This window comes from Streptomyces sp. NBC_01275 (assembly GCF_026340655.1).
Lineage (GTDB): Bacteria > Actinomycetota > Actinomycetes > Streptomycetales > Streptomycetaceae > Streptomyces.
The window spans coordinates 1,046,477-1,070,480 of sequence record NZ_JAPEOZ010000001.1 but is presented as its reverse complement, the minus strand read 5'-3'; the positions used below and the strand labels follow the sequence as shown (position 1 = coordinate 1,070,480).

14 protein-coding genes are annotated in these 24,004 nt (G+C 74.0%); 4 read left to right on the top strand and 10 right to left on the bottom strand.

The features are described 5' to 3' along the window. Positions 1–6: 6 nt before the first annotated feature. The 8 genes from OG562_RS04530 to OG562_RS04495 form a co-directional block, all read right to left on the bottom strand. The gene (locus tag OG562_RS04530; protein ID WP_266393827.1) at positions 7–1,272 is read right to left on the bottom strand and encodes an ABC transporter substrate-binding protein; all 1,266 of its coding nucleotides are present in this window, start codon (positions 1,270–1,272) and stop codon (positions 7–9) included. A gap of 313 nt (positions 1,273–1,585) precedes the next feature. Continuing rightward, entirely contained in the window at positions 1,586–3,772 is a 2,187-nt protein-coding gene (locus tag OG562_RS04525) for a bifunctional serine/threonine-protein kinase/ABC transporter substrate-binding protein (RefSeq protein ID WP_266393825.1), read from the bottom strand. A gap of 10 nt (positions 3,773–3,782) precedes the next feature. Then, complete coding sequence (locus OG562_RS04520) at positions 3,783–6,341, bottom strand: bifunctional serine/threonine-protein kinase/ABC transporter substrate-binding protein (RefSeq protein WP_266393824.1); 2,559 nt, start codon at positions 6,339–6,341, stop codon at positions 3,783–3,785. Positions 6,342–6,357: 16 nt separating this feature from the next. Continuing rightward, positions 6,358–7,224 (bottom strand): hypothetical protein, encoded by an 867-nt coding sequence (locus tag OG562_RS04515; RefSeq protein WP_266393822.1) that lies wholly within the window; start codon positions 7,222–7,224, stop codon positions 6,358–6,360. Positions 7,225–7,311: 87 nt separating this feature from the next. Further along, complete coding sequence (locus OG562_RS04510; RefSeq protein ID WP_266393820.1) at positions 7,312–10,362, bottom strand: AAA family ATPase; 3,051 nt, start codon at positions 10,360–10,362, stop codon at positions 7,312–7,314. Positions 10,363–10,544: 182 nt separating this feature from the next. Continuing rightward, positions 10,545–11,198 carry a DUF6629 family protein gene (locus OG562_RS04505; RefSeq protein ID WP_266393819.1) on the bottom strand — a complete coding sequence of 218 codons (654 nt, stop codon included), beginning with the start codon at positions 11,196–11,198 and terminating at the stop codon, positions 10,545–10,547. 125 nt (positions 11,199–11,323) lie between these two features. Beyond that, entirely contained in the window at positions 11,324–12,694 is a 1,371-nt protein-coding gene (gene dacB, locus OG562_RS04500) for a D-alanyl-D-alanine carboxypeptidase/D-alanyl-D-alanine-endopeptidase (RefSeq protein ID WP_266393818.1), read from the bottom strand. 122 nt (positions 12,695–12,816) lie between these two features. Beyond that, a complete protein-coding gene (locus tag OG562_RS04495) occupies positions 12,817–13,299 on the bottom strand; it encodes a MarR family winged helix-turn-helix transcriptional regulator (protein ID WP_266393817.1) in 483 nt (160 codons plus the stop codon). A gap of 158 nt (positions 13,300–13,457) precedes the next feature. Here OG562_RS04495 and OG562_RS04490 point away from each other — a divergent pair, with 158 nt between their 5' ends. After that, positions 13,458–14,423: an alpha/beta hydrolase gene (locus OG562_RS04490; RefSeq protein WP_266393816.1), complete on the top strand. Its 966-nt coding sequence runs from the start codon at positions 13,458–13,460 to the stop codon at positions 14,421–14,423. A gap of 135 nt (positions 14,424–14,558) precedes the next feature. On the opposite strand, the gene OG562_RS04485 is transcribed toward OG562_RS04490, so the two are convergent. Next, the gene (locus OG562_RS04485; protein WP_266393815.1) at positions 14,559–16,766 is read right to left on the bottom strand and encodes a GH92 family glycosyl hydrolase; all 2,208 of its coding nucleotides are present in this window, start codon (positions 16,764–16,766) and stop codon (positions 14,559–14,561) included. A gap of 377 nt (positions 16,767–17,143) precedes the next feature. On the opposite strand from OG562_RS04485, the gene OG562_RS04480 reads away from it, so the two are divergent. From OG562_RS04480 to OG562_RS04470, 3 genes are all read left to right on the top strand, one after another. After that, on the top strand, positions 17,144–20,074 hold the full coding sequence (locus OG562_RS04480) for a BTAD domain-containing putative transcriptional regulator (protein ID WP_266393814.1): 2,931 nt from the start codon (positions 17,144–17,146) through the stop codon (positions 20,072–20,074). 305 nt (positions 20,075–20,379) lie between these two features. Next, positions 20,380–22,263, top strand: a complete 1,884-nt coding sequence (locus OG562_RS04475) for an AfsR/SARP family transcriptional regulator (RefSeq protein ID WP_266393813.1) — start codon at positions 20,380–20,382, stop codon at positions 22,261–22,263. 158 nt (positions 22,264–22,421) lie between these two features. After that, positions 22,422–23,336: a helix-turn-helix domain-containing protein gene (locus OG562_RS04470; RefSeq protein WP_266393812.1), complete on the top strand. Its 915-nt coding sequence runs from the start codon at positions 22,422–22,424 to the stop codon at positions 23,334–23,336. Here the strand turns inward: OG562_RS04470 and OG562_RS04465 are convergent. Next, positions 23,311–23,973: a hydrolase gene (locus OG562_RS04465; RefSeq protein ID WP_266393811.1), complete on the bottom strand. Its 663-nt coding sequence runs from the start codon at positions 23,971–23,973 to the stop codon at positions 23,311–23,313. The two genes, OG562_RS04470 and OG562_RS04465, sit on opposite strands and share 26 nt — an antisense overlap. Between the last annotated feature and the right edge of the window lie 31 nt (positions 23,974–24,004).

The following is a 24,004-nucleotide window of genomic DNA, read 5'->3' as shown; positions in this document are numbered from 1 at the left end:
TCGTCATTACTGCGCCGCCTCGCTCATGTTCTCGCCGAACTGCGTGGGCTCGATCTGCCGCAGGAACGACTTGTCCACGTTGGTCAGCAGCGGATCGGCCTGGTCCGACGGCAGCGCCTGGTCCCAGGACAGCTGGAAGCTCGGTGCCGTCTGCACCAGGTCGTAGACGAACGTCAGCCACTCCTTGTCGGACGACGACGGCGTGGCCGCCAGCTTCGACTCCAGACCGTTGACGGGCGGGACGCTGCCGGCCGCGAGGTAGGCGTCCATCTGGGAGGCGTTCATCACATAGTCCTTCAGGTACTCCAGCGCCGCCTTCTTGTGCGTGCTCGCCGAGTTCAGCGACAGGAAGTTCGAGGGGTTGCCGACGATGTTCTTCGCGCTGCCGGCCCCGTCGGTCAGCGCCGGGAAGGCGACATAGCCCAGGTCCTTCTTCGCGAAGTCCGGAGCGGCCTTGACCAGGTTGGCGTACTCCCAGGTGCCCATCAGCTCCATGCCCGCCTTGCCGGTGTAGAGCAGGGCCGTGGAGGCGCCCTGGTCGTAGCTCACGGAGGAGGCGTTGTCGCCGAAGGCGCCGGCCTTCGCCAGGTCCTGGAGCTTCTGGTCGGCCGCGGTGACCGACGGGTCCTTCCAGGCGGAGGCGTCACCGGAGGCGATCTTCGAGAACACCCGCGAGCCGCCGGTGCGGTCGAGCAGGTACTCCAGGTACATCAGCGTGGGCCACTTGGAGTTCGCCGCGAGGGACAGCGGCACCTTGCCGTCGCCCTTCAGCTTCTTCACGGCCGTCAGCAGTGCGTCGTACGTCGTCGGCGGCTCGACGCCCGCGTCCTTGAGGACCTTCTTGTTGTAGTAGAGGACGACCGGGGCGAGGCCGTTGGCGGGAACGCCGTAGGTCTTGCCGTCGAAGGTGGCGCTCTCCATCACACTCGGCGTGAACCGGCCGGTGTCCACCTGCGCGTCCGTGAGCGCGTCGACCTTGTCCGCCTTCACGTAGTCGTTCAGCGCGCCGCCGCCCCAGTTGAAGAAGAGGTCCGGCGCCTGGCCCGCGCCGAAGGCGACCCGCAGCTTCTGCTTGTAGTCGTCGTTCGCGTACAGCCGCAGCGTGATCTTCGCGTCGGGGTGGTCCTTGTTGTAGGCGTCCACGGACTCCTTGAGGATCGTCTGGTCGTTCAGCGCCCACATCGTCAGACCCGCCGAGGACGACGACGTGGACGGTCCCGACGTGCCGCAGGCGGCCAGCGCCAAGGCGGCCGACACGGTGGTGAGGGACACGACGACTCGCCGCGTTCTGCTTCTCGGGATCCCGTGCATGCTCTGTCTCTCTTCACTCGCACTGCCATGGGTGACGCAAGGCAGATCAGAAAGCTGAGCGAAAGCCTTTCGAATGCACCGCCACGGCGGCCTGCCTGCTGGAGCGGGACACTGACACGTGCTTCACGCCCAGGACAAGGAGGAGAAATGCCCCGGTTACGAAACTCTTTCGCATACGCGGGCGGGAGTGCGGGCCGGAGGGGGCGGGAGCAGGCGGGGGTGCGCGGGGTACGCGGCGGTGGGCAGGGTGGGCAGGGTGGGCAGGGGCGCCGGGTCAGGCCGTGGCGTCCTGGTACTGGCCCAGCCAGCGGAAGCGGCCGCCGGACGCCTCGAACAGGTACAGCCCGTCCACGGTGTAGCCGGTGCTGGACGAGGTGTAGCGCAGCCGTTTGGTGATCCCCCGGTAGTCGGTGGCGCGCAGCCGGTCCACGATCGCGCCCCGCTCCGCGTGGGACGCGCCCAGCGTCGTCATCGCGCGGGCCACGAACAGCGTCGCGTCGTAGGCCTCGGCCGAGTACCAGGGCGGAGCGGCGTCGAAGCGTGCGCGGTAGGCGGCGACGAAGGGCTTCGCGGCCGTCACCCGGGTCGGGTCGAGGAACGCGGTGGCGAAGACCCAGCCTTCGGCGGCGGGCCCCGCCAGGGTGAGGAAGCGGGGGTCGAGGGCGCGCTGGGTGGCCAGCCGGGCGCCGGTGTAGCCGGCGGAGTCCAGCGCCCGGGCCAGTTTCGCGGCGCGCGCGTACCCGCCGCCGAACACCACCGCGTCCGCGCCCGAGCCGGTCAGCGTCTCGGCCAGGGCGCGGAAGGCGTCGGCCGAGTCGTCCTTCGCGGCGAGGGTGCGCCGGGTCGTGGTGCCCTGTCCGGAGCGCATGGCCTCGCTGACGCGCGTGCAGATCTCCCAGCTGAAGTCGCCCTCGGCCGCGTCGTCGACCAGCACCGTCCGACGGGCCCCGTCGGTGCGGACGAGGTGGGCGACGATCGGCGCGGCCAGGGTGGCGTCGGGCGGGCGGGTCGCCGCGTACACCCGGTTGGCGGAGGCGGACACGTCGTCCAGGCCGACGGACACGGAGACCATGGCGAGCCGCGCCTTCCCGTACTGCGCGAGGGAGGCCTTCGCGCAGGCGTCCGTGGTCGGGCCGATCACCGCGCGGACCCGGTCGTCGGCCGTCAGCCGCTGCGCGAGCTGCCGCGCCCGGGTGGCGCTGCCCGCGTCGTCGTGCACCTGGAGCGCCAGCTCGAAGCCGCGGTCGGCGCGGGAGTTGAACCGGTCGACGGCGACTCGGACGCCGTTCTCCTGGGCACGGCCCGTCGTACGGCCGCCGCCGCTCAGGTCGGCGTGCAGCGCCACGACCAGCCGCGGCAGCCGGGCGGGGGCTCCCTGCGCGGTCGTAGGGTCCCGTCGGTCCGCCGTCCACCAGGCCGCCGTACCGCCCGCCGCGAGCACCCCGGCGGCCGAGCCCAGCACCAGGAGACGGCGTCGCGTGGAGCCGGTCGGCGCCTCGTCCGTGCGGGGCTCCGGATCGTCGTACGGCGCCGCCCCCGGCACCTCGGTCGCCGTCACGTCCGGCAGGGCGAGGACGGCGGCCGATCGGCGCGCGATGAGACGGGTGACCGGCTCGGGCAGCCAGCCCCCGCCCGTGCCGTCCCGGCCCTGCGGCCGCGCTCCGTCCAGCGTCCGACGGACCTCGGCCACGGTGGGGCGGGCCTCGGGGGACTTCTCCAGGCAGTCCCGCAGCAGCGGCAGCAGCTCCGAGGGGACGCCGTCGAGGTCCGGCTCGTCATGGACCGTGCGCATCAGGACCCCGGCCGCTGAGCCCGCGCCGAAGGGGCGTTCGCCCGTCACCGCGTAGGCCAGCAGACAGCCGAGGGAGAACACGTCGCTGGCCGGACCGATCTCCCGGCCCCGGCCCTGGGCCTGCTCGGGGGAGAGGAACCCGGGGGAGCCGACCACCATCCCGCTGGCGGTGAGCGCGGTGTCCTCCGGCGTCCGGGCGATACCGAAGTCGATCATCCGGGGTCCGTCGACCGCGAGCAGCACATTGCCCGGCTTGACGTCCCGGTGCACCAGCCCCGCGCCGTGCACGGCGTCCAGCGCCTCGGCGAGCCGGGCTCCCAGGAAACGGACCGAGGCGTGCGGCAGCGGACCGCATTCCTGCACGGCCTCCGACAGCGAGGGGCCCGGCACGAACGCCGTCGCCAGCCACGGCGACTCCGCGTCCGGATCCGCGTCGAGCAGCGGCACCACCCAGGGGTCGGCGACCCGGCCCGCGGTCTCCACCTCGCGGCGGAACCGGGCCCGGAAGCCCGCGTCGTCCGCGTGCGCGGCCCGGATGACCTTCAGCGCGGCGAGCGAGCCGTCGGTCGAGCGGGCCAGGTACACCACGCCCATGCCGCCCGCGCCCACCCGGCGCAGCAGCCGATAGCCCGCGATCCTGGCCGGGTCGCCGCCGCGCAAGGGCTCCATCAGCGGCCCCTCACGTGGACACCTGGTACGGCGCCGCACCTCGGTACCGGAACCGGCCGCCGATCACCTGCCACAGGAAGACCCCGCCGCCGTCGATGACCAGCCCCCCGGTCTTCTTGTCGAAAGCGAAGTTCTTCGTGATGCCCTTGTACGTCGCCGAGCGCAGCGCCGTGGTGAGGTGCGCGCGGGTGACGTCCCCGGCGGGCAGCCCGCTCATCGTCTTCAGCGTCAGCTGGGCCACGTCGTACGCCTCGACGGCGTACCGCTGCGGATCCGCGCCGAAACGCTTGCGATACGCGGTCGCGAACGTCTTGGCCGCAGGGTCGACGGAGGAGTCCATCACCGGGGCGACGACCACCCAGCCCTCGGCCGCGTCCCCGGCGGCGGACAGGAACCGGGGGTCGAGCACCCCCTCGGCGGCGGCCCTGGCCCCCGTGAAGGCACGGCTGCCGAGCTCCCGGGCCAGCAGCGCGGCCCGGTCGTGGTAGCCGGCGAAGACCAGGGAGTCCGCGCCGTCGGCCAGCAGTGCGTCGAGGGTCGGCCCGAAGTCGGTCCGCAGCGCGCTGACCACCTTCGGCACGGCCGGCAGCCGGGCGTCCCGCAGGACCCTGCTGAGCTGGCTGCTGATCTCCCAGGAGTAGGCGTCCGCCGCGCGGTCGTCGACGATCCCGACCGCGCGCGACTTGGCGGTGCCCCGCAGATACGCGCTGAGATAGAACGGCAGGATCGTGTCCGTGACCCGGGCGTGCAGGAACGACCGGCTGCCCAGCACCGACAGCACGGTCGCGCCGGGCGACACCGCGACGAGGGGCAGCAGCGCCGCGTCGTACGTCAGGAGCGAGGCCTGGGCGGTGGCGTCCGTGGTCGGGCCGATCACGGCGAGCACGGAACGGTCGGCGACCAGCCGGGCCGCGGCGGCGGGCGCGGCGGCCGGGTCGCCGCCGTCGTCCACGGTCTTCACGGCGAGCGTGAAGGGCTGGTCCGCACGGGCGTTGAACTGCTCGACCGCCAGCCGCAGCCCGTTCTCCTGGGCCTGACCGACCTCTTTCTGGTCACCGGTCAGGTCGGCGTGCAGTCCGATGGCGTACGCGGGGCGGGCGGCTCCGGAACCCTTCCCGCCGTCCTTGTCCTCGCCGTCCCCGGAGAGCGCCGCCCAGGCGGCCAGGCCGCCACCTGCCGTGACGGCCGCCGCGCCGCCGGCCAGCAGGAGCAGCCGGCGCCTGCCGACGGCCCGGCCGGGCGGCGGGGCGGCGGCCGGCTCCGTGACGGAGTCGCTCGCCGCGCCGTCGACCTCGGTGTCGTCGACGCCGGGCAACGCGAGCCCGGCGGCCGACCGCTCGGCGATGAGCCGCACCAACGGCTCGGGCAGCCAGGCGGCTTCGTCGCCGAGAGCTTGGTCGCCGGGAGTTTCGGCACCGGGAGTTTCGTCGGCGGGAACTTCGTCTACGGGGGGCTCGTCAACGGGCGTGTCGTCAACGGGCGTGTCGTCGACGGGGGGCTCGTCGGCGGGGGGCTCGTCCACGGGGGTGCCGTCGACGGGGGTGTCGTCGACGGGGCGTTCGCCGTCGGGCGACCCTTCGGCTTCGCCCTCGGTCAGCCGACCGGACGCATCCCCGGGCAGCTCACCGGCTTCGGCGCCGGACGCGACCTCGGCTCGTGGCGCTCGTAGGGCCTCCCGTGGGTCGGCAGGCGAGGCGGGCGTGACCTTCGGCTCGGGACGGAGCACGACGGTGCGCGGGTCGGCCGCCAGGGCGTCGGCGTCGGCGAGGGCGGTGGTGAGGTTCTCCCGGAGCGCCTCGGCCGTGGGCCGTCGGAGGGGGTCCTTCTCCAGGCAGTCGCCCACCGCCCCGGCGATCTCCCGCGGAACCCCTTCCAGATCCGGCGCGTCGTGCACCGCGCGGTACAGCAGCGCGTCGAGCGCGCCGGTCCCGAACGGGGGGCGGCCGGTGGCCGCGTAGGCCAGCACACAGCCCAGCGAGAAGACGTCGCCGGCCGGGCCCACGTCCCGCCCGCCCCGCGCCTGCTCCGGGGAGAGGAAGCCGGGCGTGCCGACCACGACGCCGGTCGAGGTGAGCGCGGTGTCCGCCGGATCGCGGGCCACGCCGAAGTCGATCAGACGCGGTCCGTCCAGCGCGAGCAGCACATTGCCCGGCTTGACGTCCCGGTGCACCAGACCGACGGCGTGCAGATCCCGCAGCGCCTCGGCGAGCCGCGCCCCCAGCACCCGCAGACTGCGCGCGGGGAACGGGCCGCACTCGGCCACGGCCTCGCCGAGCGAGGGCCCCGGTACGAAGGCGGTGGCCAGCCAGGGCTGCGCCGCCTCGGGGTCCGCGTCCACCAGGGCGGCCACCCAGGGGCTGGTCATCCGGCGGGCCGTGTCCGCCTCGCGCCGGAACCGCTCCCGGAAGTCGGGGTCCTCGGCGTACTCGGCCTGGATCACCTTCAGCGCGACCAGCGTGCCGCCGGCCGTGCGGGCCAGGTACACCACGCCCATGCCGCCCGCGCCGAGCCGTCCGAGCAGCCGGTGGCCCGCCAGCTTGGCCGGGTCGGAGGCACGGAGCGGTTCCATCACTCTCCCCACTCGCTCACTTCCCCTTCAGCCGCTGCTGGACGCGCGTCAGCATCTGTGCGAGGGCGTCGGCGCCCACCTTGTCGAGTTCCGCCGGCGTGTGTCCCTCGCCGCCGGTGACGGAGACGGCCGCGACGACCGTGCCGAGCCGGGCGACCATCCACCGGTACGACTCGGCGGCGCCGCCCTGTTCGACGGAGGAGCCGAGTTCGTACACGGAGTCGTCGGCGTACTGCTGCTCGCGGGCGCCGAAGGGGGTGCCCACCGACATCAGGCCGGTGATCCGCTCGTCGGTGCGGGGCTGCTGGTCCGGGCAGCGCAGCACCTCCTCGAGAGTGGTGCTCAGTTGGTCGTCGGCGCCGAGGACCGAGGCGTGCGCGGTGACGGCGGCCGTCACTTTTACGGCGCTCCTGCCCGCGCCGCCGGGCAGCCGGCTGTAACGGGAGGCGCTGGCCAGCACCCCGCGCGGGAGCTTCTCGCGCTGCCAGCGGCAACTGTCGTCCAGTACCGCCCAGGTGCCCTGCTTTCCGGCGGCCGGGTTCTGGGCGACGAAGCCGCGGCCCCAGTCGCCCGGCGCGAGCACCACCGAGTCGACCAGTTCCCGTCCGTCCTTCGCGGTCTTCGGCACGAGGGCGGGATCGGGGGCGGCGGGGGCGCCGGGGACGGATGCGGATGCGGACGCGCTGTTCGAGCCGCCCGGAGTGGTCGCCGTGGCTTCAGGCGAGGCGCTGATCGTAGGTGAGCCCGTCCGCCGGGGAGACGCGCCGTCCGTCCCCTTGGCCGCAGCGCCGGAACCGCCGCCGGCGCAACCGGTCAGCAGACTCCCCGCCACCAGGACGGCCGTCGCCCAACTCCCCCGTACACCACCGGTGTTCCCTCTCACCCAGTCCCCTCTGAACCGCCCGCCTCGTTCGACCCCCGAAGGTACACGGCCGCGATGGAGGCCGCCTCGGTAAAAGCACGTAGTCACTTACGTAGTGCGCCCCGGACCCGCTCCCAGCCCGAGACGGGTCAGGAGTCCGGCCAACGCCGACCGGGACGGCACGGACGCCTTGCGGTAGACGGCGGACAGATGGGTCTCGACCGTACGGCGGCTGAGGTGGAGCCGGGCGGCGATGTCCTGGTTGCTCAGGCCCGCCGCCACCAGTTCGGCCACCTCGAGCTCACGCGCCGTCAGCTCGGCCAGCTCCGCGGGGAGCGCGGGCGCGTCCGCCGTCATCTGGGGACGTGTCAACTCGGCCAGGTCCACCAGCAGACGTGCGCCGCCGTCGACGGCGATCCGATGGGCGCGACGCCACATCGCGGCGGCGCGCGGTCCCTGCCCGGTGCGCCGGACCAGGGGCGCCGCCCGCAGCAGGGAGTACGCCTCCCACAGGGGCTGGCCGCAGCGGACGTACTCCTCGGTCGCCGCGTCGAGGAGGCGTACGGCTTCGCCGGTGTCGCCGTGGTGCTCGGCCAGGGCGGCCTCGGCGCGCAGGGCGGCCGCGCGCTGACCTGAGAGGCCGAGCCGGTCGGCCTCGCGCGCCGCCTGCGCCGCCCAGCGTCGGGCCTGGGCGACGTCGCCGGCGGCGAGGGCCGCGTTGACCAGGGTGTCCAGCTGGCCCGGGCGGATCGACGGTTGCAGCAGGGGCAGGTCGCGGCCCCCGCCGGCCGTCATGACGGCCTCCTGGGCGCGATGCGGATCGCCGGCCACATAGGTCGCGTGGCCGAGCATGCACCAGGCCAGGGCCGACCACCAGCCCTTGGTCCCGCCGGTCGTGGCGACGGCCTCCTCGGCGGTGGCGAGGGCGCTGCCGTCGCCGAAGGGACGGGCCAGCAGGAGCACCAGCGTCTTGATGGCGAGGGTGAAGGCCAGCAGGTCGCCGCCGCCCACGGCCCGGGCGATGGACTCTGCCTCCTCGGCCGCCTCCAGCGCGGACGGCAGTCGGCAGGTGGTGAGGCGGACGAACGCCTGGCTCGTCAACAGGTGCGGCAGCATGGCGAGTTGTCCGCTGCGGCGGGCTATGTCCAGGCCGCGTGTGATGTGCCGTTCGGCGTCGGCGTAGCGCTCCAGCAGGGTCTCCGCCCAGGCCAGCCAGACCAGCGCCTCGCACAGGTCCGTGAGCCCGGGGTCGGTCAGCGCGTCCGTGAGCGCGCAGGCGGCGTCGGCGAAGCCCTCGGCGGCCGCCGTCTCGCCCTCGTACGCCTCTCCCAGGGCCGCCAGCGCCAGGGCGGCCGCCTCGCCCGTGGGGTCGTCGTCGTGCCGCGCGACGGCGGCGGCCTGCGCCACGTCCGCGCGCACCTGTGGATAGGACGCGGTGAGCAGGGCGGACATGCCGAGGGAGAGCCGCAGGGAGACCTCGTGGCCGGGGGACGGCGCGGGCGAGCGCGACAGCTCCCGGCGCAGCAGGGCGGTGGCCTCCGGGGAGTGCCCGAGGTGTCGTTCCATCACGGCGCACTGCGCGACGGCCGCCGTACGCAGTTCGGGGTGGTCCTTGCCCGCCGTCTCGATCAGGGCGTGCAGCAGGGCCCGGCTCTCCCGGGGGCTGCCGCTGACGCCGAGCGCACGGGCGCGCGCCAGGAGGAGTTCGCCGCGCCGCCGGGTGTGGTCCGGCGTGTCCGGCAGACGGGTGAGGACGGCGTCCAGCAGATGGGCGGCGGTGGCCGGGGCGGTCGACGCGAACTGCGCGGCGGCTTCGACGAGCACGTCCGCGGCCTTGGGGTCCCAGCCGGTCAGCGACCGTTCGACGTGGTGGGCCCGCTCGGTGACGGGGGCGTGGCCGCGGGCCAGTTCCCGTGCGGCGCGGCGATGGACCTCGGCGCGCGGGCCCGGGGCCATGTGCTCGTAGACGAGTGCGCGCACCAGCGGGTGGCGCAGCGCCCACCGGCCGCCCGGCCCGGCGCGCAGCACGTCCCGCGCCGCCAGAGCGCCGGTCTGGTCCTCGACGTCCGGGAGCGGGAGCCCGGTCGCCACGGTCAGCAGGGGCGGTGTGGCATGGTCGCCGAGCACCGCGACCGCGTCGACGAGACGGCGCTGCGGCCCGGTCAGCGCGGTCAGCTCGTCGAGCAGCAGCGCCGCGAGCCCGCTGGGCACGCCGACCGCGGCCGAGGCGTCGGCGGGGGCGCCCACGGGGGCGGTGAGGGTGTGCAGCGGCGTTCCGTCGCGGTAGGCGTGCACCAGGGAGAGCAGATAGAGGGGGTTGCCCTCGCTGGCCGCGTACAGCCGGCGGGCGTGGTCCTCGGGGACGTCCGAGGCGAGGGCGTGCAGGGACTCCTGCTCGGGGAGCGGCTCCAGGGCGATGTGGAGCACGGCTCCGTCGTCGGCGCCGCGGGTCAGGGCCGCGGTCAGGGACGTCGGCGTCTGCCGGGCCCGCCGGGCCACGACCAGCAGCACCCGGCCGTGCGCGGGGTGGCGGATCAGATGGTCCACGAGTTCCCGTGACGCCGGATCAGCCCAGTGCAGGTCGTCCATGGCCAGCACCAGACCGCGCTCGCCCAGGCGGGCGAGGAACGCGCCGATCGCACGGTGCACCTCGAAGCGGGCGGCGCCGTCCCGGTCGGAGGCGACGCCGGGCGCGTGCCGGAGGCGGTGCAGCACGGAGTGCACGGCGGATTCGGCCGCGGATCCGGCTCCAGATCCATAGCCGGCTCCATAGCCGGATCCGGCCATGGAGCCGGCTGCTGGGCCTGCTACGGAGCTTGCCGCGCACCCGGCTGCGGGGCTTGTTCCGGCCGGGTCGGAATCAGCGTCCGGCGTCCCCGCAGAGGCGGGCGGCTCGAGCAGCTCGACCGGTTCGAGGTCGGCGAGCGCGTCGGCGAACACCTGGAAAGGCACGTGCTGTTCGTACTCCGTGGCCCGGCCGCGCAGCACCGTGCACCCGGACCGCCGGGCCCGGGCGCACACCTCTCCGAGCAGTCGGCTCTTCCCGATGCCCGGTTCGCCGACGAGGTCGACGACGGTGGGGACTCCGGGTCGCCCCAGGTCGGCGAGCAGGGCGTCGAGCCGCGCGAGTTCCGAGAACCTGCCCACCAGTTGTGCCACGCTCGCGTCCCCCACTCGCAACCTGCCGGCCCGTCGTTCGCCACCCTCACAACGCACCCTAAGGTCAGGCACTGACACACACCGCCGCAGGGGCACCCAAAGACCCCCAGACCGGCCGGGGTGCCGGTACCCCCGCTACTCCGTTGAACCGGTACTCCGGTGAACCCGCGGCCCGTTGACCCTCACGTGCGGCGGCTGAGATCCGCCCGCGCGCCCGCCCGTGCGGAGGCCGCCAGCGCCCGCACCCAGCCGAGCAGCATCACCGAGCACACGGCCGCGAACGCGCACCAGGTGGAGACGAACGCCAGCCGCCACAGCGCCCAGCAGAGCAGCGCGCCCACGGCGACCACGATGCCCAGCCCCCGCAGCCGTCGGTCTCCGGACAGCAGCAACGAGCCGACGGTGGCCAGGAGATAGCCGCTCACCAGCACGGCCGGATGGGGAACGTCGAGCGCGTATCCGATGGTGCGGCCCCGGATCTCGGCCGTCACGGGACCGGTGGCGAGGTCGTAGGCCAGCACGGCGGCGGTCGCCGCGCCGACCGCGAGGAGGAGGACCAGTCGGCCGCGGGCCCGCGCCGGGGCGGCGCACAGGACTCCGGCCGGCACCCACACGGCCAGCAAAGGCAAGGCGATCACGGCCCAGACGACGGTGGCGGGACCGCTGCCCCCGCCCGCGTCCCACACCGCCGACTCGACGATCTGGTGAGCGCCGAGCAGCAGCGGCAACGCGGCGAGCGGCAGCTCCCGGCGGCTGGGCGCCCGAGCCGTACAGGCCACCCCGACGGCCGCGACGCCGACGCCCGCCACGAGATCGGCCGTCGCACTCCAACACATCTCGCCACCAGGGTTTCGACCGTCGAGCGCATCCGCCCTCCTACGACCGCCACGCTACGTTCCGTCGCGTGGCCGACCGGGGTGACACGAGGGGGGCGGCCGAGGTGTCGAACCAGGACAGGTCCTCAGGCCCAGCAGCCGTTGACGGTGGCGGCGAGGCCGTCCATGGCGTCCTTGATGGCGGCGGGGTCGGCCGTGGAGTTGTTCTCGACGAAGGAGAACACCTTCCACTTGCCGTCCTTGCCCTGGGTGAGACCGCTGAGGGCGATGGCGCCGGTGAGGGTGCCGGTCTTCGCGTGCACCTTGCCGACGGCGCACCGGGAGTTGGCGTCGTCAAAGCGGCCCCACTCCGGGCCGAGGGTGCTGCCGGCCTCGCCGGAGACGGGCAGACCGTCCAGGATCGAGCCGAGGGTGGACGCGTAACGGGTTTCCGTCAGCAGTTCCAGGATCTGCGCGAGGGTCGCGGCCGGAATGCGGTCGGCCCGGGACAGGCCGCTTCCGTCGTAGATCTGGAAGTCGGTGAGGGACACGCCGTAGCGCTGGCCGAGGATCTCGCGGACGACCTCCGTGCCGCCCTCGAAGGTGGCCGGGCGGCCCGCGCCGAGGGCGGTCATGCGCAGCAGGGTCTCGGCGATGTTGTTGTCGCTGGTCTTGAGCATCGTGTGGACGATGCCCGACAGCGGGGCCGACGTGTGCTGTGCGACCGGTACGTCAGTGGGGCTCGCCGTGGCGCGGGCGACGCTGCCGGTGACGGTGACGCCGGCCGCGGTGAGCCGCTGGGCGAAGACCTGCCCGGCGTCGAGGGAGGTGTCCTGGACGCCGTGTCCGTCGACGACGAGCGCGCGGACCGGGGCGACGGAGTCGGGGTAGTAGCCGGTGTTCCAGCCGTTGGCCAGCGTCGGCGCGGGGAAGAGGCTGTCGTCGACGGCGACCTTCACGGACGTCAGCCCCGCGGCTTTGAGTCCGGCGACCGCGGTCTGCGCCAGCGTGGCGAGGTCGGCGCTGGTCAGCGTCCGGTCGCCGCCCCCGACGAGGGTCAGGGTGCCGTTGCCGTAGACGACGTTCGTGGTGAACCGGTGGTCCGGGCCGAGGACGGTGAGGGCGGCGGTCGAGGTGGCGAGCTTGGCGTTGGACGCCGGCATCAGCGCGGTGGAGCCGTTGTGGTCCCACACAGTGTCGTCCGACTCGGCGTCCAGGACCACGCCGCTGACGTCGGAGCCCAGCCGTTGGTCGACGACGCGTGCGTCGAGGTTGACGGCCATCTGCCGGTCGTCGGCGTCGAGAGCGGTCGGCGCGGTGTCCTTCGCCGTGGTGCCGATGCTCTTCTCGGCGGCGAAGGCCGAGGGGCCCGCCAGCGCGGCCGAGGCGACGGGCACGGCCATCGCGAGCACGATCGCGCGCCGGACGCCGGTCCCGCCGGGACGGGGCCTACGGTGCCTGCGCCGCCCGCCCGGGACGAATTCGGGCACGGAATCTTCCGCCGTCGACTCACTCATGGGGGTTCTGGGCCTTTGCGTGTGGGGGCCTTGCGCAACAGAATTCCGGCGCACCCTATCACCCGGCACGTGCGACCCACGGGCAGTCAAATCCCCTGCGGGGGAGCGGATGTGAGGGGTTGTCAGTCCTCGGTGACGTTCGCCGTGACGAGCCGCAGAAGGTGCTTGGCCATGGCGTCCTGCTCGGGGGTGAGCCCCATGGCGTCGCCGATGGCGAGGGGGACGGAGCCCGCCCGTTCCCGGAGTCGCGCGCCCTCCTCGGTGAGGCGAAGGGCGACGGAGCGCTCGTCGTCGGGACGACGTTCACGGCGCAGCAGACCGTTCGCCTCGAGGCGCTTGAGGAGGGGGGAGAGGGTGCTGGACTCCAGCTGGAGAGCGGCGCCCAGTTCACGCACGGAGATCGAGTCCTGCTCCCACAGCACGAGCATGACCAGGTACTGCGGATAGGTCAGACCGAGCTCGTCCAGCAGCGGCCGGTAACGGGCGGTGACCGCCCGGGAGGCCGCGTACAGGGCGAAGCAGAGCTGGTCGTCCAGGAGCAGCGACCCGTCGGTCGGTTCGGCGGCTCGGTCCACGGCACGGCTCCCGGTTCCTGTGCTGGTCATCGGCGCTCACCACTCTATCGTTCGAGTCCCCTCGATTCTATCGAGCCCTAATGAGTAGTGCACGACTTAATCGTGCGCTACTGTTATGGATGTGCCGCCGCCCCCGACGGGGACTACCGTCGGAATCTGCCCGCGGTGCCCGAACCGAGGAGGCCGTCATGACCGACACCACCGCCCGCCCCGTCCTCGAACCCGCAGCCCAGGCCTTCGTGGAAGCCACCGCGAATCCGCCGTACCTCTTCGACCTGTCTCCGGCGGAGGGGCGCAAGGCGGTCGACGAGGTGCAGTCCGGGGAGATCGCCAAGCCGGATGTCGACGAGGAGTGGGTCACCGTCTCGGGGGGTCCCACGGGCAGTGTCCGTGTCCGTGTGGTCAGGCCGGCGGGCGTCGGGGGCGCTCTGCCGGTGATCCTCTACATCCATGGCGCCGGCTGGGTGTTCGGCGACGCTCACACCCATGACCGTCTGGTGCGCGAGCTCGCGGTGGGGGCGGGGGCGGCGGTGGTCTTCCCGGAGTACGACCTCTCGCCGGAGGCGCGTTATCCGGTGGCGATCGAGCAGAACTACGCGGTGGCCCGGTGGATCGTCACCGAAGGTGCACAGCACTCCCTCGACGCTTCGCGTCTGGCGGTGGCCGGTGACTCGGTGGGCGGCAACATGACGGCGGCCCTCACGCTGATGGCCAAGGAGCGTGGGGATGTTCCGCTGGTGCAGCAGGTGTTGTTCTATCCGGTGACGGACGCGAGTTTCGACACCGGTTCCTACCGTCAGTTCGCCACGGGTTATTTTCTGCGGCGGGACGGGATGCAGTGGTTCTGGGACCAGTACACGACCGACGAGGCGGAGCGTGCGCAGATCACCGCGTCCCCGCTGCGTGCGACGGTCGAGCAGTTGACCGGGCTGCCTCCGGCGCTGGTGATCACGGGTGAGGCGGACGTGCTGCGTGACGAGGGCGAGGCCTACGCCAACAAGCTCCGCGCGGCCGGCGTGCCGGTCACGGCGGTCCGCTACCAGGGCATCATCCACGACTTCGTGATGCTCAACGCCCTGCGGGAGACCCATGCGGCCGAAGCGGCCATCGGGCAGGCGATCGGCGCGCTGCGCACGGTCTTCGCCGGAGCCTGAACCTCTGCGGCCCCGCTACGGCCCGCGACGGCACTCGACCTCGCGGTCCGGGACGCCCTGCCGTCACTCTGCCGACAGGGCGTCCAGCGCCGTCACCGAGTTCGGCTCGGCCGGCTACGCGGGCGTGGCCGACTACTACGGCGCCGTGAGGTCGTAGCGCAGGACTCCGCCCCGGGCCGGGAAGGCGTCCGGCAGCCAGGAGCCCTGCACCGGACGGCCGTCGAGGGTCAGGCCGCGCACCCGGGAGGCCGTCTCCGACGCGTCCGGCGCGAGGACGGTGAGGTCGACCCCGTCGCCCCGGTGGACGGTGGCGGCGGGGAACAGCGGGCTCGCCAGGGCCAGTCGGGAACTTCCGGGCGTCTGCGGGTACATGCCGAGGGAGGCCCAGACCGCCCAGGAGGACATCGCGCCGAGGTCGTCGTTGCCGACCAGGCCCTCCGGGCGGTCGTTGAAGAGGGTGGTGAGCGCACGCCGTACGACATCCTGGGTGCGGTCGGGGCGACCGGCGTAGTCGTAGGCCCAAGGGGTGTTGAACGAGGGCTCGTTGCCGAGGTAGGAGTACGGCTCGTCGGCGCCCGCGTTGAGGTGGGTGAAGAACGCGTCCAGGCGGGCGGTGACGGCGGCGTCGCCGCCCATCGCGGCGAACAGGGCCGGGAAGTCGTGCGGGACCATCCAGGTGTACTGCGCCGCGTTGCCCTCGACGTACTCCTTGCGCTGGGTCGGGCTGAAGGCCGGCCAGGCGCCGTCGGCGGCGCGGGGCTGGAGGTAACGGCTGTCGGGGTGCAGTAGGTTGCGCCAGTTGCCGGACGCGCGCCGCAGCTCGGTCTGCGTGGCGGTCTCGCCGAGGCGTCCGGCCAGCTGGGCGAGGGCGGCGTCGGCGACGGCGTACTCCAGCGTGGTGGCCGCGCTGCCCCACACGCCCTTGGTCCCGGCCGGAATGTAGCCCAGCGTGTCGTACGTCTCGTGCCCCGGGCGCTGTCGGTCGTCCTGGCGTCCGGCGACGGCGGAGCGCAGCAGCGCGCGGGCGTCGAAATCGGTTGCCCCGAAGGCGTGCAGCGAAGCCGCCATGGCGGGCAGCGGGTCGCCGACCATCACCCGGGTGCCGCCGTTGGCGAGGGTCCAGCGGTCGAAGTATCCGGCCTGGACACCCTGGTCGAGAATGGAGCGGGCGACGTCCGAGGCCTCGCGCGGGGCGAGCAGGGCCAGGAGCTGGACCTGGGAGCGGTAGACGTCCCAGCCGGAGAAGTTCGCGTACTGCACATGCCCGGCCTCGGTCCGGTGGACCTCGCCGTCCATGCCGCGGTACCGCCCGTCGGCGTCGCTGAACGTGCTGGGGTGCAGCAGGGAGTGGTACAGCGCGCTGTAGAACATCCGGCGCTGCGCCTGCGTACCCCCGCGGACGGCGATCCGGCCGAGCCAGTCGTTCCACCGGCCGCGCACGACCCGGCGGACCGCGTCGTACGGCAGACCGCGCTGCTCCGCGCGCGCGTTGTCGCGGGCGGCGGCCACGCTGACGAAGGAGACGCCCACGCGCGCGGTCACCGTGCGGGTCCCGGGGGCGAAGGAGACGTACGCCCCGGACGTCTTGCCGTCCAACGGCTCGGTGTGGGCGAAGGGCTGGTCGAAGACCGCGTGGAAGTAGAGGCGGTAGCGGTTGGTCGACTTGCAGAAACCGCCGCTGTCGGTGAACCCGGACAGCGTGTCGGAGCCGACGGTGATCTCTCCGGTGGCCTTGTTGGCCGCCTGCCCGGCGTCCACCGTCAGCCCGGCGGAGCGTTCCGGGTCCGCCGGATTCACCGGGTCCGCCGGGTCCGCCGCGTTCGCCGGGTAGCTGAAGCGCGCGATGCCGGAGCGCGCGGTGGCGGCCAGCTCCGTACGGATGCCGTTGCCGAGGTCGACGCGGTAACTGCCCGGCGTCGCCTCCTCGTCGGTGTGGGAGAAGGCGGCGTGGCGGGCCGCGGGGTCCGGCGCGGGGCGGCCGGTCAGGGGCATGAACGGTACGTTGCCGTAGTCGCTGCAGCCCGCTCCGGAGAGATGGGTGAGGCTGAAGCCGCGGATCCGGTTGTCGCCGTAGGCGTATCCGCCGAACTGGGGCGTGACCGTGTCCGGGCTCCACTGGATACCGCCCAACGGCGCGGAAGCGCCCGGAAACGTGTTTCCGCCGCCGCCTCCATTGCCGTAGTCGAGTCCGCCCGGAGCGGTGCCGACGAAGGGGTTGACGTAACGGGCCGGATCGTCGACGGAAACGGCCTGATCGGCGGTCGGGGCGTCGGCGGCCCGTGCCGGCGGGGCCAGCAGCAGGGCCGCCGCCGCCAGCGCGGCCCCTAGGGGGGACAGGCGCACGGAGATCTCCTCGCGTCGCAGGGGGAGCCGGCGATTCGCACGGCGGGGGGAGGCGCCCACTCTCACCTCCGGTGCCGCCCGCGCCACGCTGCCGTGCCGCACGGCGCGCGGATGTCAGGCGCACGGCGCAAGAGGGGAGGGGGGAAACGGTGGCGGGGGAGGCGGCGGCGACCCGCCCGCCGAGGGGATGACGGCGGGCGGGCGGCCGCGCGTCCGTCCGTCCGTCGGACGGTCACCGCCCGGCGCGGCCGGGACGACGGCACGACCTGAGCCTCCGGTGGTCTGAACAGCGGGGATGTGTGATCCGTAACCCTGGGTGACTTCCTCCGTGACGTACAGTCGAGCGGGGGAGAGCGCTGTCGAAAAGGAGGGACGACGTGCCGCTGGAGTCGGTGCGGTTCGGGGTGCTGGGCGCTGTTCGGGTGCGCCGGGGAGCGGCCGACCTGGACCTCGGGGGACCGCAGGAACGGGCCTTCCTCGCTCTGCTGCTCGTGCGGGCGGGACAGCCTGTCGCCGTGAGCGAGATCGTCGACGTGCTGTGGGGAGCGGAGCCGCCGCGCAGCGCGGTCAACGTGGTCCGCCGGCACGTGGGTTCGCTGCGCCGGCTGCTGGAGCCCCGCCTCCCCGTCCGCGCGGAGGGCCGCTGGCTGCTGCGGGAGGCGGGCGGATACCGGCTGGCGGCCGACGAGGACTCCTCGGACCTCCTGCGGTTCCACGCGCTGCGCGAGGCGGGCCGCCGGGCCGCGGACGAGTCGCCGGGCCGCGCGGTCGAACTCCTCACCGAGGCACTGTCGTTGTGGCGCGGACCGGTCGCCGCGGGCATCCCCGCCCAGGCCCGAGCCCACCCGGCGTTCGCCGCGACCGACCGCGAACGGCTCGCCGCCGTAAGGGAGCTGGCCGACGCGGCCCTGCGCGCCGGGCGACCGGACACGGTCCTGCCCGAGCTGCGCCGGGCCGCCGCCGAGCACCCGCTGGACGAACCGGTGCAGGCCGGGCTGGTCCTGGCGCTCGCCGCGGCCGGCCGACGGCCCGAGGCGCTGGCCGCCTACGAGACCGTACGGGCCCGGCTGGCCGAGGAGTTGGGCATCGACCCGGGCGTCGAACTGCGGGACGCGCTCGCCGCCGCCGGACTCGAGGCCGAGCCCGCCCCACCCCTCCCCGTCGACCCCGACCTGTCCGCTCCTCCTCTCCTTCCTCCCCTCCCGGTCCTTCCTCCCGCCCAACTGCCGCACGACATCGCTACGTTCACGGGGCGACAGCCGGAACTGGACGAGGTGCTCACGCTGTTCGGCGAGGACGTCCCGCCTCCCGGGATCTCGAATCCTGGGATCTCGAATCCCGGGATCCCGCATCCGGGGATCTCACATCCCGGGACCGTCGTCATCAGCGCCATCGGCGGTATGGCGGGCGTCGGCAAGACCACCCTCGCCGTGCACTGGGCGCACCGGGTCGCCGACCGCTTCCCCGACGGCCAGCTCTACGTCAACCTGCGCGGCTTCGACCCGTCCGGCGCGGTGCTGGAACCGGGGGAGGCCGTCCGTGGATTCCTGGACGCGCTGGGCGTGCCGCCCGACCGGGTCCCGCACGGCGTGGACGCCCAGGCCGCCCTCTACCGCAGCACGCTGGCCGGACGACGGGTCCTCGTGGTGCTGGACAACGCCCGCGACGCCGAGCAGGTACGCCCGCTGCTGCCCGGCACGCCCGGCTGTCTCGCCATCGTCACCAGCCGCGACGAACTGCCCGGCCTGGTCGCCGCCCACGGCGCGCACTCACTGACCCTGCGCCCCTTCGACGCGGGCCAGGCCCGGACGTTCCTCGTGCGCCGGCTGGGCGCCGAGCGCGTCGCCGCCGAGCCCGCGGCCGCCGACGAGATCGGCGAACTGTGCGCCGGACTGCCCCTCGCCCTCGCCTGCGTCGCCGCCCGCGCCGCCCTCCACCCGCACTTCCCGCTCGCCGCCGTCGCCGCCGAACTGCGCGAGGCCCACGGCAGCCTCGACGCCTTCACCCGCTCCGACGCCTCCGTGGACGTCGGCACAGTGTTCTCCTGGTCCACACGCGCCGTGTCCGAGGCGGCCGCCCGGCTGTTCCGGCTGCTCGGCCTCCACCCCGGCCCCGACTTCTCCCTGCCGGCCGCGGCCGCCCTGGTCGGCCTCCCGGTACGCCGGACCCGCCCGCTGCTGGCCGAGCTGACCGGTCTGCACCTCGTCGCCGAGTACAGCCCGGCCCGCTACGCCTTCCACGACCTGCTGCGCGCCCACGCCGCCGAACTCGTCCACGAGCAGCACACCGAGACCGAACGGCAGGCGGCCCTGGACCGGCTGCACCACCACTACCTGCACACCGCGCACACCGCCGACCGGCTCCTCGCCCCCAACGCCGACCCGCTGCCCCCGCCGCCCGCGCCCGAGGGCGTACACCCCGAGCCGCTCGGCGACGACGACCGCGCCCTGGCCTGGCTCACCGCCGAGCACGCGGTGCTGCTCGCCGTCGTCGACACCGCCGCCGCCTCCGGGCGCCCGGAGCAGGAACGTCTCGCCTGCCAACTGGCCTGGTCCCTGGAGCCGTTCTTCGACCGGCGCGGCCACTGGCATGACGGGCTGACCGTGCAGCGCACCGCGCTCGACGCCGCCCGACGGCTCGCCGACCCCGTCCTGGAGGCCCGCGGACTGCGCGGACTGGCCCGCGTCGAGGGCCGGCTCGGCCTGCACTCCCGGTCCGTCCCCCGGCTGCAACAGGCGCTGGAACGATTCGCCGAGCTGGGCGACGACACCGGCCGCGCGCACACCCACCGCAGCCTCGGCTGGGAGAGCGAGCAACTCGGCGACCTCCCCGGCGCCCTGCGCCACAACCAGCTGGCCCTCGCTCTGTTCCGCACCCTCGACGACCGCGCCGCCCAGGCCAGCGTCCTGAACTCCGTCGGCTGGTACCACGCCCTGCTCGGGGAGCACCGGCAGGCCCTGACCCACTGCTTCGAAGCCCTGACCATGCTCCAGCAGCTCGGCGACCGCTACGGCCAGGCCGCCACCTGGGACAGCATCGCCTACGCCCACCACCACCTCGGCCGCCATCCGCACGCCCTCCTCGGCTACCGCAACGCCCTCGCCCTCCTGCGCGACCTCGGCGTGCCCTACGTCGAGGCCGACATCCTCGTCCGCGTCGGCGACACCCACCTGGCCATGGGCGACGGCCCCGCCGCCCGCACCGCCTGGACCCAGGCCCTCACCCTCCTCAGAGCCCTCGACCACCCCGACGCCGAACGCGTCGAGGCCCTGCTGAGCGGACGGGAGGGACGCGTCGATGCCGGCTGAGAAGAGGGACGCAACTGCTGTGCCTGAGGCATCTGCTGCTCCTGCTGCTCCTGCTGCACCTGCTGCACCTGATGTGACGGGCGCGGCCTGCCCCCCGGGCACGACCCTGCTCACCACGCTCGGCGGACGTCGCTCATCGCTGCCGGTCCCACGGCGTACTCCGGCCGTTGACCGAGCGTGCACCGGATCTGTCCGCACAGCGCCCCTGGACCGTGCCGCCGCCGGACGGGTTCCTACGCTGGTGCGGGGAAGTCCGGCACGGTCTTGACCGGAGAGGCGGGGTGAGGTCGGAGCTGGGTGGGACGATGCGGTTCGAGGTGCTAGGGCCCGTACGGGTGTGGCGCGAGGAGCGGGAGCTCGATCTCGGCTTCCCCCAGCAGCGCGCCCTGCTCGCTCTGCTCCTGGCACACGCGGGCCGCCCCGTGCCGACCGGCGAGATCCTCGACGCCCTGTGGGCCGAACGCCCGCCCGCCAGCGCCCTGAACGTCGTGCGCCGTTACGTCGGCGCGCTGCGCAAGCTCCTGGAACCCGGGCTGCCGCCCCGCGCCCCCGGCCGGCGTCTGCTGCGCCGCGCCGGCGGCTACCTCCTGGAGGCCGCCGCCGACGAGGTCGACCTGCTGCGCTTCCGCGAACTGACCCGGCAGGGCAAGCGGGCGGCGGCCACCGGCCGGCCCGAGACCGCGACCGGCCACTTCGCCCAGGCGCTGGAGGAGTGGCGGGGGCCGGTCGCGATGGGGATCCCCGAGTCCGTGCGCGCACACGTCCAGTTCACCGCCGTACAGCGGGAACTCCTGCACACCGTGCGGCTGGCGGCCGATGCGGCGCTGCTGTGCGGCCGCGCCGGGCAACTGCTGCCCGCCCTGCGCCGCGCCACCGCCCACGAACCCCTCGACGAACCGCTGCACGCCCGGCTCGTCCTTTCCCTGGCCGCCTGCGGCCTGCAGGCGGAGGCCCTGAAGGCGTACGACGACCTCCGCCGGCGCCTCGCCCGGGAACTGGGCGTCGCCCCCGGCCCCGAACTGGCCGCGGCGCACACCCGCGTGCTGCGTCAGGACGTACGACGGCTGACGACCGGCCCCACGGTGGACCTGGGGCAGGAGGCCACGATCGTCCGGATGGGCGCGCGGTCCGGCTCCGCCGACGCAGAGGCGACCTCCCCGCCCGCTCAACTCCCCTCCGACCTGGCCGTCTTCGGCGGGCGGAAGGCCGAGCTGGAGTGGCTGACGGAGGTCGCCGACGCGGCGACGGACTTCACGGGGGCGCCGCAGGCCGTGGTGATCGGCGGGATGGCCGGCGTCGGCAAGACCGCCCTCGCGGTGCACTGGGCGCACCGCACCGCCGACCGCTTCCCGGACGGTCACCTGTACGTCGCCCTGCGCGGCGCCGACCCTGACCGGCCCGCCCTGGCGCCCGCCGACGCCCTGCGCGGGATGCTCACCGCGCTCGGCGTGCCCCCGCCGCGCCTCCCGGACGGCCTCGCCGCCCTGACCGGCCTCTACCGCACCCTGCTGGCGGGCCGGCGCGTCCTCGTGCTCCTCGACGACGCCGCCGACACCGAGCGACTGCGTCCGCTGCTGCCCGCCGCGCCCGGCTGCCTGGCGCTGGTCACCAGCCGCAACGCCCTGCCCGGCCTGGTCGCCTCCGGAGCCCGGCCGCTGCGCCTCGAACCGCCGTCCGCCGAGGACGCCCGCGAGACGCTGGACCGGCGGATCGGCGTCGACCGATCGGCCGCCGAGCCCCGGGCCGCCGACGAGATCGTCGCCCGCTGCGGCCGACTGCCCCTGGCCCTCGCCTGCGTCGCCGCCCGCGCCGTCAGCAGACGGGACTTCCCCCTCGCGGCCGTGGCGGCCGAACTCCGCGCCTGCGACGGCAGCCTCGACGCCTTTCCGGCCGTACGCGCCGCCTTTGCGACCTCCTACCGGCTGCTGCCGCCCGAGAGCGCGCGCCTGCTCCGGCTCCTGCCCCGGCACCCCGGACCCGACGTCACCCCGGCGGCGGCCGCCGCGTTCGCCGGCCTGCCGGTCCGCCGGGCCCGGCAACTCCTCGACGCACTCGCCGACGCCCACCTCCTCACCGAGCACGCGCCCGGCCGCTACACCCTGCACGTCCTGCTCCGGGCCTTCGCCACCGAGCAGGCCGAGCAGGACCGGGAGGACGCGGAGGACGAGTCGGACGGGGGCGACGAGTAGGACGGGGGCGACGAGTAGGACGGGGGCGACGAGTCGGACGGGGAGGACGGGGAAGCCGGAGAAGAAGGCGCTGTCACTCCGTTGTCACTCTTTTTGCACATCCTCCGACCTACCGTCCGGACAAGCGATTGACGTCCCCCCGGAGGCAACGGCGGAAGATGACCACCACCAGCACCATCGACACCCACACCTACCGGACACCCCCCGGTATCGAGATCGTGACCTGCGAGAACGCCCCGGCCCGGCTGCCGGGCCGGGGCCACGGGCAATCCCACCCGACGCACCTGCTGGCCGCCCGCGACGACGGCGAGTACCTCTTCGTCGGCCTGCGCGGCGGCAACGGCCTGCCCGACTCCGACCTCGACCCCGAGCCCACCCGTCTGCACCTGACGCCCGGCGACATCTGCTTCTACGACGCCCAGCACACCCCCGCCCTCGACTTCCCCGAGCGGTTCCGGGCGACGGTGTTCCTCGTCCCGGGCGAGCTGCTCGGGCTGACGGAACCCGACGTACGGCGCATCGTGCGCACGCCCGTCGACCGCGCGTCCCGGCTCGGCGCCCTGCTGTCGCCGCTGCTGTCCGACCTCGCCCGCACCGAGGCCGAGGCCGGGCCCCCGGTCGGCGACATGCTCGCCTGGAACGCCGTGAACCTCCTGGCGACCCTCGCCACCGAACACCTGGGCGCCCGGGCCCCCGGCGCCCAGGGCACGCAACCACCGGTCCTGGCACGGATCATGCAGTACGTCGAACTGCACCTCACCGACCCCGACCTGTCCCCGGAGGTCATCGCCCGCGCCCACCACATCTCCGTGCGCTACCTGCACAAGCTGTTCAAGGACGAGGGCGCCACGGTCGGCCGGTGGATCCTGCGCCGCCGTCTGGAGGAGTGCCGCCGCGACCTGATGCGTCACGGGCGCGGCAGCCGCACCATCGCGGCGGTGGCCGGCCGGTGGGGCTTCCTCAGCGCCACCCACTTCAGCCGGGTGTTCCGGGCCGCGTACGGGATGTCCCCGCGCGAGTGGCGGGACACCGTGGGACGCCCGCGGGTCAGCCCGCCGCGTGCTCCCCGATGAACGCCTGGGCGTAGACGATGCCCAGGCCGTAGGCGCCGCCGTGCTCCTTCACCACGTCCGTCGTGGCGGCGTACGTGTCCGTACGGGCCCAGTCCCGCTGGAGCTCCAGTAGCACCTGCACCCAGGTCACCGGGATCGCGCCGCCCTGCACCAGGCGCTGGATCGCGTGCTCGTGGGCCTGCGGGCTGACGCCGCCGGACGCGTCCGTGACGACGTACACCTCGTAGCCCTGGGCGAGTGCGGAGAGGGCGGGCAGGACCACGCAGACCTCGGTCCACAGGCCCGCGATGACGAGCTTCTTGCGGCCGGTGGCCTTGACGGCCTCGACGAAGGCGACGTCCTCCCAGGCGTTCATCGTGGTCCGGTCGACGGTCTTGCGCCCGGGGAAGACGTCCGCGAGCTGCGGCAGGATCGGGCCGGAGAACGACTCGGCGGCCACGGTGCTCAACACCACCGGCACGTCGAACGCCTTCGCGGCCTTCGCCAGACCCACGGTCGCGTTGATGATCGCGGTGCGGTCGCCGCTGCCCGTGCCGAAGAACATCTGCGGCTGGTGGTCCACGAAGAGCACCGCACAGTTCTCCGGCGTGAGCAGATCGGGGCTGGGGGACGCGGTGACCTGAGTGATGTCGACCATGGGCGAGCCTTTCGAGAGAGATTCCAGAATT

Bases quoted from the DNA above. Each gene is read 5' to 3' on its own strand.
- OG562_RS04525 (WP_266393825.1), bottom strand. From the start codon at position 3,772: ATGGAGCCCTTGCGCGGCGGCGACCCGGCCAGGATCGCGGGCTATCGG.
- OG562_RS04520 (WP_266393824.1), bottom strand. From the start codon at position 6,341: ATGGAACCGCTCCGTGCCTCCGACCCGGCCAAGCTGGCGGGCCACCGG.
- OG562_RS04505 (WP_266393819.1), bottom strand. From the start codon at position 11,198: ATGTGTTGGAGTGCGACGGCCGATCTCGTGGCGGGCGTCGGCGTCGCG.
- dacB (WP_266393818.1), bottom strand. From the start codon at position 12,694: ATGAGTGAGTCGACGGCGGAAGATTCCGTGCCCGAATTCGTCCCGGGC.
- OG562_RS04495 (WP_266393817.1), bottom strand. From the start codon at position 13,299: ATGACCAGCACAGGAACCGGGAGCCGTGCCGTGGACCGAGCCGCCGAA.
- OG562_RS04490 (WP_266393816.1), top strand. From the start codon at position 13,458: ATGACCGACACCACCGCCCGCCCCGTCCTCGAACCCGCAGCCCAGGCC.
- OG562_RS04475 (WP_266393813.1), top strand. From the start codon at position 20,380: ATGCGGTTCGAGGTGCTAGGGCCCGTACGGGTGTGGCGCGAGGAGCGG.
- OG562_RS04470 (WP_266393812.1), top strand. From the start codon at position 22,422: ATGACCACCACCAGCACCATCGACACCCACACCTACCGGACACCCCCC.
- OG562_RS04465 (WP_266393811.1), bottom strand. From the start codon at position 23,973: ATGGTCGACATCACTCAGGTCACCGCGTCCCCCAGCCCCGATCTGCTC.